General features: G+C 43.2%; 16 protein-coding genes. 13 read left to right on the top strand and 3 right to left on the bottom strand.

What is annotated here, in order from left to right; translation table 11 throughout:
- Positions 1-9: 9 nt before the first annotated feature.
- Positions 10-1,452, bottom strand: coding sequence for a sigma-54 interaction domain-containing protein (locus tag MKZ03_RS15740; RefSeq protein WP_341032371.1), 1,443 nt, complete (start codon positions 1,450-1,452; stop codon positions 10-12).
- Positions 1,453-1,661: 209 nt separating this feature from the next.
- Between MKZ03_RS15740 and MKZ03_RS15735 the strand changes: the two genes are divergently transcribed.
- From MKZ03_RS15735 to MKZ03_RS15675, 13 genes are all read left to right on the top strand, one after another.
- The gene (locus MKZ03_RS15735; RefSeq protein WP_066030356.1) at positions 1,662-2,855 is read left to right on the top strand and encodes an ornithine--oxo-acid transaminase; all 1,194 of its coding nucleotides are present in this window, start codon (positions 1,662-1,664) and stop codon (positions 2,853-2,855) included.
- A gap of 139 nt (positions 2,856-2,994) precedes the next feature.
- Positions 2,995-4,380, top strand: a complete 1,386-nt coding sequence (locus tag MKZ03_RS15730) for an amino acid permease (RefSeq protein WP_340973825.1) — start codon at positions 2,995-2,997, stop codon at positions 4,378-4,380.
- A 314-nt stretch (positions 4,381-4,694) separates the two neighbouring features.
- Entirely contained in the window at positions 4,695-5,732 is a 1,038-nt protein-coding gene (locus MKZ03_RS15725) for a sugar-binding transcriptional regulator (RefSeq protein ID WP_039181517.1), read from the top strand.
- Positions 5,733-5,763: 31 nt separating this feature from the next.
- Entirely contained in the window at positions 5,764-6,771 is a 1,008-nt protein-coding gene (gene gap / locus MKZ03_RS15720; protein WP_012011304.1) for a type I glyceraldehyde-3-phosphate dehydrogenase, read from the top strand.
- 213 nt (positions 6,772-6,984) lie between these two features.
- Entirely contained in the window at positions 6,985-8,169 is a 1,185-nt protein-coding gene (locus MKZ03_RS15715) for a phosphoglycerate kinase (RefSeq protein WP_034660025.1), read from the top strand.
- A gap of 30 nt (positions 8,170-8,199) precedes the next feature.
- Positions 8,200-8,961, top strand: a complete 762-nt coding sequence (gene tpiA / locus MKZ03_RS15710) for a triose-phosphate isomerase (protein WP_003213530.1) — start codon at positions 8,200-8,202, stop codon at positions 8,959-8,961.
- A complete protein-coding gene (gene gpmI / locus MKZ03_RS15705) occupies positions 8,954-10,489 on the top strand; it encodes a 2,3-bisphosphoglycerate-independent phosphoglycerate mutase (RefSeq protein WP_334750467.1) in 1,536 nt (511 codons plus the stop codon). Before tpiA ends, gpmI begins: the two co-directional genes overlap by 8 nt.
- Before the next feature lie 30 nt (positions 10,490-10,519).
- The gene (gene eno, locus MKZ03_RS15700; RefSeq protein ID WP_003212752.1) at positions 10,520-11,812 is read left to right on the top strand and encodes a phosphopyruvate hydratase; all 1,293 of its coding nucleotides are present in this window, start codon (positions 10,520-10,522) and stop codon (positions 11,810-11,812) included.
- A 258-nt stretch (positions 11,813-12,070) separates the two neighbouring features.
- Entirely contained in the window at positions 12,071-12,340 is a 270-nt protein-coding gene (locus MKZ03_RS15695; RefSeq protein ID WP_034660022.1) for a hypothetical protein, read from the top strand.
- 58 nt (positions 12,341-12,398) lie between these two features.
- Positions 12,399-13,166, top strand: coding sequence for an ABC transporter ATP-binding protein (locus MKZ03_RS15690; RefSeq protein ID WP_341032368.1), 768 nt, complete (start codon positions 12,399-12,401; stop codon positions 13,164-13,166).
- On the top strand, positions 13,138-14,535 hold the full coding sequence (locus tag MKZ03_RS15685; protein WP_341032366.1) for a hypothetical protein: 1,398 nt from the start codon (positions 13,138-13,140) through the stop codon (positions 14,533-14,535). Before MKZ03_RS15690 ends, MKZ03_RS15685 begins: the two co-directional genes overlap by 29 nt.
- Positions 14,532-14,900: a hypothetical protein gene (locus MKZ03_RS15680; RefSeq protein WP_307500253.1), complete on the top strand. Its 369-nt coding sequence runs from the start codon at positions 14,532-14,534 to the stop codon at positions 14,898-14,900. Before MKZ03_RS15685 ends, MKZ03_RS15680 begins: the two co-directional genes overlap by 4 nt.
- Entirely contained in the window at positions 14,897-15,178 is a 282-nt protein-coding gene (locus tag MKZ03_RS15675; protein ID WP_066030362.1) for a hypothetical protein, read from the top strand. Before MKZ03_RS15680 ends, MKZ03_RS15675 begins: the two co-directional genes overlap by 4 nt.
- Before the next feature lie 22 nt (positions 15,179-15,200).
- Here the strand turns inward: MKZ03_RS15675 and MKZ03_RS15670 are convergent, their stop codons facing one another.
- The gene (locus MKZ03_RS15670; protein ID WP_307500252.1) at positions 15,201-15,665 is read right to left on the bottom strand and encodes a GNAT family N-acetyltransferase; all 465 of its coding nucleotides are present in this window, start codon (positions 15,663-15,665) and stop codon (positions 15,201-15,203) included.
- 236 nt (positions 15,666-15,901) lie between these two features.
- Entirely contained in the window at positions 15,902-16,060 is a 159-nt protein-coding gene (locus MKZ03_RS15665; RefSeq protein ID WP_334750462.1) for a hypothetical protein, read from the bottom strand.
- Positions 16,061-16,078 lie beyond the last annotated feature (18 nt).

Below are 16,078 nucleotides of genomic sequence, written 5' to 3'. Positions count from 1 at the left end.
ACAGCTCTATTATTGACGAGAAATATGTAGCTTTTTCATTCGATATTGCAGACTTTGCCTGCTCATGCCCAATAACTTTGCAGTCTGTGAAATATTATCGTCCATTTTTTCTAAGTAATGGACGATGTATTGTTTTTCGAATCGCTCCATTTGAGTTTGGAAATCAGTCGTATGTTCTGGGCTTGTATAGACAAAGGTGTCAGCAGCGGCGGTTTGCTGCAGAGAATTTGTTTGCAATTGCGCCTTAGGACGGCCTTCCCCGTGCTTAAATCTAAAATGATAGGGAAGGTGATGCATGCTTAAGTCGTCTTCATCCATCATCATATTCATCCCCGCCTCAATCACATGCTCCAGTTCTCTTACATTGCCTGGCCAATGATACGCCTTAAAAAGGGCAAGTACCTCTTCGTCAGCGGTCTTCACCTTCATTTGAAACAGCTCATTATATTTTTGAATAAAATGATTCACAAACGTAGGAATGTCCTCTTTTCGCTCAGAAAGCGGCGGGATAAATAAGGTGACAATACCGAGCCGATAAAATAAATCCTTGCGCATGCGTCCACCTGCGATCGCATCCACAGGGTCCTCATTCATATTGGCAATGACTCTTACATCAACAGCGATTTCTTTTGTGCTGCCTAGCCTTCTCACGCGTTTCTCCTGTAAGACGCGCAGCAGTTTTGCTTGAAGAGGAGGATTTAATGAGTTGATCTCATCTAAAAGCAATGTTCCTCCTTGCGCCTGTTCAAATAAACCAGGCTGATCAGTTGCCCCCGTAAAAGCCCCTTTTTGTGTACCAAAGAGCAGACTTTCAATCAGATTATCAGGCAGTGCCGCACAATTTTGGGTAATAAATGGTCCAGATGACCGGCTGCTGCCGTTATGAATGCTTTGAGCAAACAGTTCTTTCCCAGTCCCTGTTTCGCCAACAATGAGCACATAGGAAGAGGTGCGTGTCGCTCGTTTCGCATGTTCAATCACCTCTAAAAATGCAGGGCTTTGTCCAATAATGGAATCAAAGGTAAAGCGTGTGCTTCCTTTTTTCTTCATATTGTGATGAATCAGTCGTTCCAGCTTGGTCACATCATTTGAAATTTCAACTGCCCCTTGAATGAGGCCGTCTCGAACGAGCGGGTATGTATGGTTAATCGTTGTGATTTCTTTTCCGTTGTAATTATGATACGTCTGCTTGGCATGAACGGTTTGTTTCCCGGTACGAAGCGCTTGGACAAGTGTACTGTGCATCTCATCTTGAAAGGTGAAGAAGTCGAGTACATTTTTATGGAGAACATCAGAGCGTTTTAAAGACTCAATCTCCATCATTTTTTTATTATAAACAACCGTATGGCCATTCTCGTCAATTGCATGAACCCCGACATCAATTAAATCGAGCATTTGTTTATACAAATCAATCTCATTTTCAAGCTTTGCGGTATGCAGATCTTTTTTCACTTGTGCCACCTCCTGACGTTACCTCTATTTTACATGAAAAATTTTGCGGTTGTCTCTAAAAAATTTGGCATGCGCAAAGAAATTTTGCGTAAATAATGAGATAGACCCTCATGATCAAGCGGTCAGAAAGTTGGCACGATCCTTGCATAACATATGGATGAAGATGAACCCAATTGAAAGAAGCTACCTTACAGAAGGAGGAATAGATGATGACACAGACAAATGAATTAATTCAACAAACAGAACAATATGGAGCGGCAAACTATCATCCACTGCCAATTGTGATTTCAGAGGCTGAGGGAGTGTGGGTGACAGACCCTGAAGGCAATCGATATATGGATATGCTCAGTGCGTATTCCGCAGTGAACCAAGGACATCGCCATCCCCGCATTATTGAAGCGCTCAAAAAACAGGCAGACCGTGTGACACTCACCTCGAGAGCTTTTCATAATGATCAGCTTGGTCCTTGGTATGAAAAAATTTGCAAACTGACGAATAAAGACATGGCACTGCCAATGAATACTGGTGCTGAGGCTGTAGAAACCGCTGTAAAAGCAGCAAGACGCTGGGGCTATGATGTTAAGGGAATCGAAGAGAATCGTGCAGAAATCATTGCGTGTGTTGGCAATTTCCATGGGAGAACGATGACGGCTGTGTCTCTTTCCTCTGAAGCAGAATACCAAAGAGGCTTCGGTCCAATGCTTCCCGGAATAAAACTGATTCCTTACGGAGATATTGAAGCGTTACGTGAAGCTATCACACCACAGACAGCGGCTTTCCTCATAGAACCGATTCAAGGAGAAGCGGGAATTGTCATGCCGCCAGAAGGCTTCTTGAAAGATGCCAAGGCGCTTTGTGAGAAAGAACATGTGCTGTTCATTGCGGATGAGATTCAAGTGGGGTTAGCACGAACAGGTAAGATGTTTGCGTGTGACTGGGAAGACATTGAGCCAGATATGCTGATCCTCGGGAAAGCTTTAGGCGGCGGCGTCTTTCCAATCTCGTGTGTCGTAGCAAACCGCGATATATTAGGCGTGTTTAACCCTGGTTCTCATGGGTCTACCTTCGGAGGAAATCCTCTTGCGTGTGCGGTGTCACTTGCTGCACTGGATGTTTTAATCGACGAAAAGCTTGCAGCACGTTCCATGGAGCTTGGCGAATACTTCAAAGACAAACTATCACGCATTCAAAGCCCTGTGATTAAGGAAGTGCGCGGCCGCGGATTATTTATAGGAATGGAGCTGACAGAGGCAGCTAGACCTTATTGTGAAAAGCTGAAGCAAGCAGGATTGTTATGTAAAGAAACCCATGAGACAGTTATCCGTTTTGCACCGCCGCTGACCATTTCAAAAGAAGATTTAGATTGGGCAATTGGTCATATTGAAGCACTGTTTCAAGCCTAAATGCCAAAGGGGGAGGAACCTTCACTTTCTCCCTTTCTTTTTCAACGAACAGCGAATTTTGTCAAAGGATGATGAATAGAAGAAGGAAAGTGGGGAAGTGGATTTGAAGCAAGAACAGCATAATGAACTAGAGCGTTCCATGAAAAGCAGACATCTCTTTATGATTGCCTTAGGCGGCGTCATCGGTACGGGCCTTTTCCTTGGATCAGGATTGATTATCCATCAGGCAGGACCTGGCGGAGCCATTCTATCGTTTATCATTGGCGGACTGTTAATGTATTTGGTCATGCTGTGTCTTGGAGAATTAGCAGTGGCGATGCCGACAGCCGGTTCCTTTCAGGAGTATGCAACCAAATATATAGGCCCATCCACAGGCTTTATGATCGGCTGGCTGTATTGGTTTAGCTGGGCGTGTACGATTGGACTGGAGTTTACGTCAGCAGGCATATTGCTCCAAAGGTGGTTCCCAGATATCCCGGTTTGGCTCTGGTGCCTAGCATTTAGCGTGATATTATTTGCCGTGAATGCCATCTCAGCTCGCAGCTTCGCTGAAACGGAATTTTGGTTTTCAGCCATTAAGGTTGCAGCCATCCTATTGTTTATTATCATCGGAATTGGCGCAATTTTCGGAATGATTCATTTGAAAGGCGGAGAACCAGCCCCTTTATTTCGTCATTTGACGGATCATGGCGGACTATTTCCTAATGGTGTTTTTGCTATTTTATTAACCATGGTCACGGTCAATTTCTCCTTTCAAGGAACAGAACTTGTAGGGATTGCAGCAGGTGAGAGTGAAAGCCCTGAAAAAACATTGCCTCGATCGATACGGAATATTATTTGGAGAACGATGGTCTTTTTCGTTTTATCAATTGCGGTTCTTGCCGCGCTTCTTCCATGGCAGACAGCAGGCACTGTTGACAGTCCGTTTGTGGTCGTGCTGGACAAGGTCGGCATCCCATATGCTGCAGATATCATGAATTTTATTATCATCACAGCTGTCTTATCTGTAGCAAACTCTGGATTATATGCATCATCACGTATGCTTTGGTCGCTTTCAAAGGACGGGAAAGGACCTGGCTTTACGAAAAAGCTGTCCAAGCGTAAAATCCCGATCAATGCATTATTGGTGACAATGGGTGTATCCGCTTTATCCCTGCTCACAAGTGTTGTGGCACCAAAAACGGTGTATGTGTGGCTCATTTCGATTTCCGGAATGGTTCTAGTTGTGGTGTGGATGTCCATTTGTTTGTCTCAGTATTTCTTTAGAAAACAATTCATAAAAGCTGGTGGAGATGTAAAGGATCTCGTCTTCCGTACACCGTTCTATCCATTTGTGCCATTGGCAGGCTTCATCGCATTTGGCATCGTTCTCATCAGCCTATTCTTTATTGAGGATCAGCGGATTGGCCTTTATTGCGGCGTTCCGTTCATGGCTGTCTGCTACATCATTTATTATTTCAAAATCAAACCGAAGGAAGAGGCAAAGCGTTTCGCCGAAGAGGAAGGAACCATCCCAAAAACATAAAAGACCATCTATATCTACAAAATGTGCATGCGGATCTCACACGCATGCACATTTTCAATGGTGAATTCATTGAATATAGAAGAAAATAAATATTTTGAAAAGAAATATCATAGCAAGAACCTTGATGACAAGCAGGTTATCGGTGAAAATGTGTCTATTTTTTGTCTAAATGTGTTTGTAAGAGTTGAAAATGCAAGATTATCCTGTTAAAATAATTAAAGAAAGCAGGGATTGATTTTTTTTGGCTGTGGCGGGACGTTTTTTGTCACAGTGGGACGTTTTTAGTCCAACGTGAAAAGAAAGGGTCGTTAGCCATGAATCGTTTATTGGAAGCTCAAAAAAAATTATTGCCAGATCTTCTCATCGTTATGCAAAAACGCTACGACATTTTACAATACATCAGATTAGCTGAACCAATCGGCCGCAGAAGCCTTGCGACGAGCCTAGGTCTCAGTGAGCGCATCTTAAGAGCTGAAGTTCAGTTTCTAAAAGAACAAAACCTGCTGGATGTCAAAACGAGCGGCATGATGCTGACGAGTGAAGGCCACGCTTTGCTTGAAATGCTTGAAGGAATGATGAAGGACGTTTTAGGTTTAACCTTTTTGGAAAATACATTAAAGAGGAAGTTAGGCCTAGAAGAAGTCATCATCGTTTCTGGTGACAGTGACGAATCCCCGTGGGTGAAGCAAGAAATGGGAAGAGCTGCTGTCCAATGTATGAAAAAAAGGTTTACTGGAAATAATATCGTCGCCGTCACTGGCGGAACGACGATGGAAGCCGTTGCCGAAATGATGACTCCTGATGCCAAAAACAGAGACATGATGTTTGTCCCTGCAAGAGGCGGTCTTGGGGAGAATGTAAAAAATCAGGCAAACACCATTTGTGCCCACATGGCTGAAAAAGCTTCCGGTACTTACAAACTGCTGTTTGTTCCAGGACAGCTGTCAGAAGGTGCTTACTCTTCCATTATTGAAGAGCCGTCAGTCAAAGAAGTGCTTCAAACGATTAAATCATCTACGATGCTCATTCATGGAATCGGTGAAGCAAAAACAATGGCGATGAGACGAAACACACCAGCTGAAGATTTAAAAAAGATTGATGAGCATGACGCAGTGACAGAGGCCTTTGGCTATTACTTTAATCGTGATGGTGAGGTCGTCCACAAAGTGCACTCCGTCGGCATGCAGCTAGATGATTTAGAAAGCATTCCACACATCATTGCTGTTGCAGGTGGATCATCAAAGGCAGGGGCCATTGAAGCTTATTTCAAAAAACCCCGCCGAACGGTTCTCGTCACAGACGAAGGAGCCGCAAAAGAGTTATTAAGGGAGTCAATTGATCCCTCAATATAAAACATTGTGACCTATAAAAGGAGGAAACATCATGGCAGTAAAAGTCGGTATTAACGGATTTGGACGTATTGGACGTAACGTATTTCGTGCAGCATTAAACAATCCTGAAGTTGAGGTAGTAGCGGTTAACGATCTAACAGACGCTAACATGCTTGCACACCTTTTACAATATGATTCTGTTCACGGAAAACTAGATGCAGAAGTTTCTGTAGACGGTACAAACTTAGTAGTGAACGGTAAAACAATCGAAGTATCAGCTGAGCGTGACCCTGCAAAATTAAGCTGGGGTAAACAAGGCGTAGAAATCGTTGTTGAATCTACTGGATTCTTCACAAAACGTGCAGACGCTGCAAAACACTTAGAAGCTGGCGCTAAAAAAGTCATCATCTCTGCTCCTGCTAACGAAGAAGATATCACAATCGTTATGGGTGTAAACGAAGACAAATACGATGCAGCTAGCCACGATGTCATCTCTAATGCATCTTGTACAACAAACTGCTTAGCTCCATTTGCAAAAGTACTTAACGATAAATTTGGTATCAAACGCGGTATGATGACAACTGTTCACTCATACACAAATGACCAACAAATTCTTGATCTTCCGCACAAAGACTACCGTCGTGCTCGTGCAGCTGCGGAAAACATCATCCCAACTTCTACAGGTGCTGCGAAAGCTGTTTCACTTGTATTGCCTGAACTTAAAGGTAAATTAAACGGTGGCGCTATGCGTGTTCCAACACCTAACGTTTCTTTAGTTGACCTTGTGGCTGAATTAAACCAAGATGTAACGGCTGAAGATGTAAATGCAGCACTTAAAGAAGCAGCTGAAGGAGAACTTAATGGAATCCTTGGCTACAGCGAAGAGCCATTAGTATCTGGTGACTACAATGGTAATGCAAACTCTTCAACTATCGATGCTCTTTCTACAATGGTGATGGAAGGCAGCATGGTGAAAGTCATTTCTTGGTACGATAACGAGAGTGGATATTCTCACCGCGTTGTTGACCTTGCAGCTTACATTGCAAAACAAGGTCTTTAATTTCTCACACTGAAGGAACTCACTTGGTTCTTTCCTAGAGACACGATATAATGAAGACGGACAAGGGAAGGGGAAGCATCCCTTTCCCTTTTTCTCTGTTTTTATCCGTTCTGCACGATTTCTCGTTTTGATGAGGGCAAAATGGGAAAAGGATAAAGAGAGACTTGTCCAATGCGTAAGGAAACCAGAATAAAGGAGGATCTCCTGACGAGCATGAATAAGAAATCAGTAAAAGACATTGACGTAAAAGGTAAAGTTGTGTTCTGCCGCGTAGATTTTAACGTTCCAATGAAAGACGGAGAAGTGACGGATGATACTCGTATTCGCGCAGCATTACCAACGATTGAGTATTTAACAGGACAAGGCGCAAAGGTACTGCTAGCTAGTCATTTGGGTCGTCCGAAGGGTCAAGTTACTGAAGAACTGCGTCTGACACCTGTGGCAAAACGTCTGCAAGAGCTTCTTGGACAAGAAGTGAAAAAAGCGGATGAAGCTTACGGAGACAACGTGAAAAAGCAAATCTCTGACTTAAAAGAAGGAGATGTGCTAGTGCTTGAAAACGTTCGTTTCTATCCTGGTGAAGAAAAGAACGATCCTGAATTATCAAAAGCATTTGCTGATTTAGCCGATGTGTATGTCAATGATGCGTTCGGTGCTGCACACCGTGCACATGCATCCACTGCTGGTATTGCAGCATATCTTCCGGCTGTTTCGGGCTTCCTCATGCAAAAAGAGCTTGAGGTTCTAGGAAAAGCCATTTCAAACCCTGATCGTCCATTTACAGCGATTATCGGTGGTGCAAAAGTAAAGGATAAAATCGGTGTGATTGAAAGTCTTCTGGATAAAGTGGACAACCTCATCATCGGCGGCGGACTTGCTTACACATTTGTGAAAGCACTTGGCCACGAAGTAGGAAAATCTTTATTAGAAGAAGACAAAGTAGATTTAGCGAAATCCTTTATGGACCGTGCAAAAGAAAAAGGCGTGAACTTCCTGATTCCAACAGATGTTCTGGTAGCCGACGACTTTTCAAATGATGCGAATACAAGCATTGTGCCAATCTCTGAAATTCCAAGTGATCTAGAAGCACTTGATATTGGAACAGAGACAAGAGAGAAGTATGCTGATGTCATTAAAAACAGCAAACTTGTTGTCTGGAACGGACCAATGGGTGTATTTGAAATTGATGCATTCGCTAAAGGGACAAAAGCAATCGCAGAAGCACTGGCAGAAGCAAAAGATACATATTCTGTCATTGGCGGTGGAGACTCAGCAGCAGCTGTTGAGAAGTTTGGTCTTGCTGATCAGATGAGCCATATTTCTACAGGCGGCGGCGCTTCACTTGAATTTATGGAAGGCAAAGAGCTTCCAGGTGTTACTGCATTAAACGATAAATAAGACCAAAACTGCTATAAGGAAGTGTCAATCATGAGAAAACCAATTATAGCTGGGAACTGGAAAATGAACAAAACACTTGGCGAAGCGGTTAGCTTCGTTGAAGAAGTCAAGTCATCCATTCCATCTCCTGACAAAGTGGAATCAATTGTCTGTGCGCCAGCACTTTTCCTTGAAAAGCTAAACAGCCTTTCTAACGGAACAGACCTTAAAATTGGTGCACAAAACATGCACTTTGAAGAAAATGGTGCATTCACTGGTGAAATCAGCCCTGCTGCGCTAAAAGATCTTGGCATCGGCTACTCAGTGATCGGTCATTCAGAGCGCCGTGAATTCTTCGCTGAAACAGATGAAACAGTGAACAAAAAAGCACATGCTGCATTCAAGCATGGCATCGTTCCAATTATCTGCGTAGGTGAAACGCTTGAAGAGCGTGAAGCTGGCAAAACAAATGAACTTGTCGCTGATCAAGTGAAGAAAGCACTAGCTGGTTTAACGACTCAGCAAGTTGCTGAATCTGTCATTGCATATGAGCCAATCTGGGCGATCGGTACAGGGAAATCTTCTACAGCGAAAGATGCAAACGACGTTTGTGCGCATATCCGTCAAACGGTTGCAAGCGAATATGGTCAAGAAGCGGCAGACAGCCTTCGCATTCAATATGGCGGAAGCGTGAAACCGGCGAATATTAAAGAATATATGGCAGAATCCGATATTGACGGTGCTTTGGTAGGCGGCGCAAGCTTAGAACCTCAGTCTTTCGTTCAATTATTGGAGGAAGGTCAATATGAGTAAGAAACCAGCTGCATTAATCATCTTAGATGGATTCGGTTTAAGAGGCGAAACAGTCGGTAACGCTGTTGCCCAAGCAAAGAAACCGAACTTCGACCGCTACTGGAATGAATTCCCGCATCAAACCTTAACGGCTTCAGGTGAGGCAGTAGGCCTCCCGCAAGGTCAAATGGGGAACTCTGAAGTTGGGCATTTGAACATCGGTGCAGGACGCATTGTGTATCAAAGCTTAACAAGAGTGAATGTTGCCATTCGTGAAGGGGAATTTGAGAAAAACGAAACGTTCCTAGAGGCAATGACTTATGCAAAAGAGAATGACAAGGCCCTTCATTTATTCGGTCTCTTGTCAGACGGCGGTGTGCACAGCCACATCCAGCATCTCTTTGCCCTGCTGAAGCTGGCGAAAAAAGAAGGCTTAACAAAGGTATACATTCATGGCTTCTTAGACGGACGTGATGTTGGTCAAAAGACAGCCAAAGTGTACTTAAAACAGCTTGAAGAACAAATCAAAGAAATCGGTGTCGGAGAAGTGGCAACACTTTCTGGACGCTATTACTCAATGGACCGTGACAAACGCTGGGATCGTGTGGAGAAAGCATATCGCGCGATGGCGTATGGTGATGGCCCAAGTTATCAAAACATTTATGATGTCGTTGATGACTCCTATGAAAATGGAATCTACGATGAATTCGTTATTCCATCTGTCATCACGAGAGAAAATGGTGAGCCAGTTGCAAAAGTAAACGACGGAGACTCTGTGATTTTCTATAACTTCCGTCCAGACCGTGCGATCCAAATTTCGAACACCTTCACAAATGAAGATTTCCGCTCATTTGATCGCGGGGAAGCACATCCGAAGGATTTACACTTCGTCTGCTTTACACACTTCAGTGAAACGGTTGATGGCTATGTCGCCTTCAAACCAGTGAATTTGGATAACACAGTAGGAGAAGTGCTTTCTCAAAATGGATTGAAACAGCTGCGGATTGCTGAAACAGAGAAATATCCTCATGTGACGTTCTTTATGAGTGGTGGGCGTGAAGAAGAATTTCCTGGTGAAGACCGCATCTTGATCAATTCGCCAGATGTGGCAACCTATGACCTCAAGCCAGAAATGAGCGCTTACGAGGTAAAGGATGCACTTGTTGCAGACATCAATGCTGATAAGCATGATGCGATCATCCTGAACTTTGCTAACCCGGATATGGTTGGTCATTCAGGTATGCTCGAGCCAACAATCAAAGCCATTGAAGCAGTAGATGAGTGCTTAGGAGCTGTAGTCGACGCAATCCTAGCAAAAGGCGGACATGCCATCATCACGGCAGACCACGGTAACGCAGACGTGCTGATAACCGAAGAAGGCAAGCCGCATACTGCACATACGACAAACCCTGTTCCAGTAATCGTGACGAAAAAAGGTGCAACTCTTAGAGAAGGCGGCATTCTAGCCGATCTATCTCCAACGCTTTTAGACTTACTTGGTCTTGAAAAACCAAAAGAGATGACAGGAACATCATTGATTCAGAAATAAAAAAATTGATTCAAAAGGAGAGAAATAACGATGCCATACATTGTTGACGTATATGCACGCGAAGTATTAGACTCTCGCGGTAACCCAACAGTTGAAGTAGAAGTTTACACAGAATCTGGCGGCTTTGGCCGTGCATTAGTACCAAGTGGTGCTTCTACTGGTGAATATGAAGCAGTAGAACTACGTGACGGAGACAAAGACCGTTACCTTGGAAAAGGTGTTCTGACAGCTGTAAACAACGTAAATGAAATCATTGCACCAGAACTTTTAGGCTTTGATGTAACAGAACAAGTAGCGATTGACAAAATGTTAATCGAACTTGATGGAACAGAAAACAAAGGGAAATTAGGCGCAAACGCAATCCTTGGCGTATCTATCGCTGTAGCACGTGCGGCTGCTGATTTCTTACAAATTCCACTTTACCAATACCTTGGTGGATTCAACTCCAAAACGCTTCCAGTGCCAATGATGAACATCGTCAACGGCGGAGAGCATGCGGATAACAACGTAGACATTCAAGAATTCATGATTATGCCTGTAGGTGCACCGAACTTCCGTGAAGCACTTCGCATGGGCGCACAAATCTTCCATAGCCTGAAATCTGTATTAAGTGCAAAAGGCTTAAACACAGCTGTAGGTGACGAAGGCGGATTCGCTCCAAACCTTGGTTCTAACGAAGAAGCACTTCAAACAATCGTAGAAGCGATTGAAAAAGCTGGTTTCAAACCAGGTGAAGAAGTGAAACTTGCAATGGATGCTGCATCTTCTGAGTTCTACAACAAAGAAGACGGTAAATATCATTTATCAGGCGAAGGTGTTGTGAAAACATCTGCTGAAATGGTTGACTGGTATGAAGATATGGTATCGAAATACCCAATAATCTCTATCGAAGACGGCCTTGATGAAAACGACTGGGAAGGTCACAAACTATTAACTGAGCGCCTTGGCAGCAAGGTTCAGCTAGTAGGAGATGACTTATTCGTTACAAACACGAAGAAGCTTTCTGAAGGTATTAAAAATGGTGTCGGTAACTCTATCCTGATCAAAGTAAACCAAATAGGTACATTAACTGAAACATTTGATGCAATCGAAATGGCAAAACGTGCAGGATACACAGCAGTCATCTCTCACCGTTCTGGTGAAACAGAAGACAGCACAATTGCAGACATTGCTGTTGCAACAAACGCTGGACAAATCAAAACAGGTGCTCCGTCTCGTACGGACCGTGTGGCGAAATACAACCAATTACTTCGCATCGAAGATCAATTGGCTGAAACAGCACAATATCACGGCATTGCAACATTCTATAACTTGAATAAATAATGCCAGCTACGCGCTGCGTCCCACTCTTTCATGAGAGCGGGACGCAGCGTTTTTTTTGTGTTGAGCGAAATCCGATAGCTAATTCATTTGTCTTATCCTATTTTTGTAAAACATCCTCCTTCAGTTAGAGAAGAAGTCAAAATCCCCTCCATTTATAAGCACTAAATCATGAAAAATCGACTAAAAATATGATCTGAAATGAACTTATGCTTTCTGTAAGGGGGTGGTATCATTTTACATATATTAGGGGGTGATGAGATGCTGAATCCTTTTAGCCTTCGTTTTCCAGTAGGTGTGTATATGTATGTCCTTCACCTATTGGCGGCATATGATGAAAGGAAGCAACGAATTCTGACTTCTAAGAATGTACAGAAAAACGCATTTTGGATTTATGTCCTTGCCGCTATATTGGGCATTATTTCACTTGGAGCATTGATTTGGGCATGTAAGACCTTTGGAAAGGGCTCCAAATTTTTAGGAGAGTTCAAATTATTAGGCATGTACGTTAAAATCCAATGCGGGTTCTAACAGGGATGAGAACAGATGCAAGGTCATCTGTTCCATCTGAAACAAACGGAGGGATATGATGCTGACATTACAATTACAAGAAAAAACGTATAGCCGCACCTTCTCTCTCCGTAATATTCAAATGAACGTGGAGAAAGGCCAGGCGATGCTTCTTTTAGGGCATAATGGTGCAGGAAAGACAACGATGATCCAAGCCATGTTTGGGCTGACGCCATTTACTGGGTACGTTTCCTTACATGGCGAACAGCTGAACCTTCAATCCTCAGCTCATATTTCCCTTTTGAAAAAACATGTTTCCTATATTCCTGACGATCATGCGTTGTTCGATTATTTAACACCGAGGGAATACTTTCAATTACTTCAGCTGCCAAATGAGCAAGATGTCACACGAGAAGAGACATTCACCGATTTGTTTGAGCTGAGTCCATATATGGATCAGCCAATCGCTCAGCTGTCCCATGGCAATCAAAAGAAAACGCAGATCATTTCCCAGCTCCTCAGACCATGTGATTATTATGTGTTCGACGAGCCAACAAACGGACTTGATCCAGATATGATGATCATCTTAAAAAAGGTGCTCATGAAGCTGAGAGATCAAGGTGCTGGCATTCTTATATCAACTCATCATTTGAGCTTTGGTGATACATTATATGACCATCTCATGATCTTAAGAAATGGTGACGTCAAGCTGAATATGTCCCGCCAAGAAACGACTCAGACATTTCCTCATCAGGCACTTGAAGAGATTTATAAAGAAGTGAATCGAGATTACTATATGCAGGTGGAGAGGTTACTCAATGATTTGGACACGACACGTTCTTCATAAACTAGAATGGGGCATGCTGACAACGAAAGGAAAACAGCTTGGAAAAAAATATCCTTTACAGCTTCTCGCAGCCACCGTTTTTCTCTTGCTGATCTATGCGATATACGTCGTCATCAGCCTGCGCTTTTTCATGCAGGCAGGTGAAAGCGAGCCTACTGCGCTATACCTCCAATTTGTCAAAATGTCGCTCTTGCTATTAGGGGCAGGTATTGTGTTATCCCGCAATAAATTGAAGCGCCAAGAATATCAATTCTACTTTTTAAACAGTGCGATTCAGAGTGTGCCATTTATCCTTTGCGTGTATTTCTTTCCAGTGCTCTTTTGCTTCCTCATGGCTGGACTGCTTTTTTTACCGATTATATTAGGTCTTTTGATCACGGGTGTAACCCCATCTATGTATTGGATCATCGTTGTTTGCATCACTTGCTGCATATTGGCGCTGTATACGCTCGCTTCTTGGATGCTGCTGCGGATCGGTGTGAGCCATTTCGTATCAAAAACAAAAGAGCATTTGCTGCTTCAAACGATCGGCTTTGGGGCGCTTCATGTACTAATATTTCTCCTTTTTCAAAAAGCGGTGGAGATGATCCGTGTATGGCCGGCTGTCTATCTGTTGTTACTTGTGATCATCCTAAGCGCTGGATGGCTATGGGTGAAGGGTTTAGCAGCTTGCTATGTTCATCAGATGTTTTTGCAGCTGAAAACAGAGGTGAAGTCGTTTTCCTACCAGAAAATCAGAACGCACTCTTCCTTTCTGACGCATCTGCGGCAGGAATTGGTCTATTTCAGCCGATCAGCTGTTTTTAAAGAGCAAGGCATTTTGTTTCTCTTTCTCATTTGTTTGACGGCGGGGCTGCCTTTTGTTTTTACACCGGCAGAAACTGGCTGGCTGTATGCCTTTATTGTGCAGTTTGCTTTAAAGGAAATATTGATCATGCTTCCGCTGATGATTGGCAAGGAATATCATATCAATCAAAGGGCCATCTTTATGTTAAATACATCAAAGGGCGCTTATTTAATGTCGAGAATGTTATTTTATTACACCATTAATCTGCTGACATATTTTGTGTATATTGGGCTTGCCTATTTGGTGATCGGTATTGAAAGTGAAGGTCATGGATTGGCGAGTTTGTCCATTTTATTGATTACCGCCATGGCGGCCTGTACAGGGTTTGTCGTGAAAATCAGTGATTTTAATAAGCTGTTTGTGATCGTGTTGATGATTGCTGTATTCAGCTTTATCGATATGCTTTTATTAGAATGGCTTTCATCTGATGTGTCTCTTCTCGCCACCGCTTATCTGCTTGGTTCACTTGCCTTTTTCAGTTGTATATATGCTGCGATGTTAAAAAGGCCTGTATTGCGATGATGGGGCTTGTCATTAGTTTACTAGCGGTTGTGCTAATTCACGAACTCGGTCATATGTTGATGGTCATAGTGTGTAACAAATTCGAAAAAAGACCCCTTTTTGATTTTGTGATGATGATTGATTGGAAGCAAGTGGCGATCGTCCATGAGACATTTGCCCGGCCGAGCTTTAATCTGATGGTAGCACTTGCGGGTCCACTGTTTCCGGTGCTCTGCTCGATTGTGCTTTTTTTGATGTGGAAGCATCCGGTGAGTCATCAGCTGCTGTTTTTTTCTTTACTGAACACTGTGATGCTGCATCCAGCTTGCCCAGACGGGAAAAATATCACAGCCAGTTTAAAAGAGATGAAGGAGAGAAAAAGATGATCAAAGTATTTCATTCGTTTTCTAGCGGCTTAACACTTGCGATGCTGTATATATTTGCTGTGTTTATGACCCCTGTCTTTTTACTGCTGCTAGAGGTCAATCATGTTGAATCAAGTCCGACACTGTTTGGTATGCCATTTTATATCATGAAAATTGAAGAGTATCAATTCAGCTCAGAGGCGACGCTTTTTGGATGTGTTGTCTGCTTTTTAGCTGGCGCTGTGCTCTACTTTTTCATTCAATATGTGATTCAAGCTGTGAAAAAGCGAAGAGCATAAAAAAAGCAGGCTGAGCAAATAGTCAGTCTGCTTGAAAAGTGAGAGACAGCCGTACCATATCCATACATTGAATCCCGTTTTCATAAATCGGTTCATCATAATGCTTAAGGAAGAAATCGCGATCGATCGAAGTCAGGCGGAAGCCGCATTTTTGATAAAGTGCGAGCTGCTGAATACTCGAGTTGCCTGTGCCGATTTCAATCCTATGGAAGCCAGCGGCTTTCGCTTCAGCGATCGCATGACGGATCAGCTGTTTCCCAATTCCCTTTCCTTGCCATGACTCCTTCACAGCAACATTCATGATTTCGACTGTATGCTGAGATAGCGATGATAGAACATAAACACCAATCACATCCTCTTCATGAAAGGCGGCATAACAAGAGCCGGATTGCACATAAGCGAGAACCTTTTCCTTTGAAGGGTCAGCTAATAGTAAAAGATCCATAGGGAGAGATTGATCACGAGACAATGGCCGAATTTGTATCACATTTTTTCATCCTTTCTATTCTTTCATATACCCTTGTTTCACGCCCCAATCATATTGGTCCTGTACCCACCTGAGAGGGAAGGTGATGAGTGACATTCGGGTCTTTTTTGTCAGTTGGTTTTCTTGTAGCCTGTGTGGTCTGCTTATTCGCTTGAGCAGCAGTTTTTGTTGCTGCCAGCTCTTTTTGAAGCTGGTCGACTTTCACCTCAAGCGCTTTAAGCTGTTTGACCTCTTTTTCATAGGCTTTCTTTTTTGAGCTTTTTTGTGACGGTGGCTATTTGCTTTTTTTGATCATCGTTTTCATGCTTCATATCCGTTTGATCTGATGTTAACTTCGAAAGCTGCTTAGTGTTCGTTTTGCTTTCTTGCTGATGTTTTTCCTCTGCTGCTGCCAAACAATCCAGCCAGCTGCG

This window comes from Bacillus sp. FSL R5-0431 (genome assembly GCF_038002985.1).
Lineage (GTDB): Bacteria > Bacillota > Bacilli > Bacillales > Bacillaceae > Bacillus.
The sequence above is the reverse complement of the archived record's forward strand: the minus strand, read 5'-3'. Positions and strand labels throughout refer to the sequence as shown.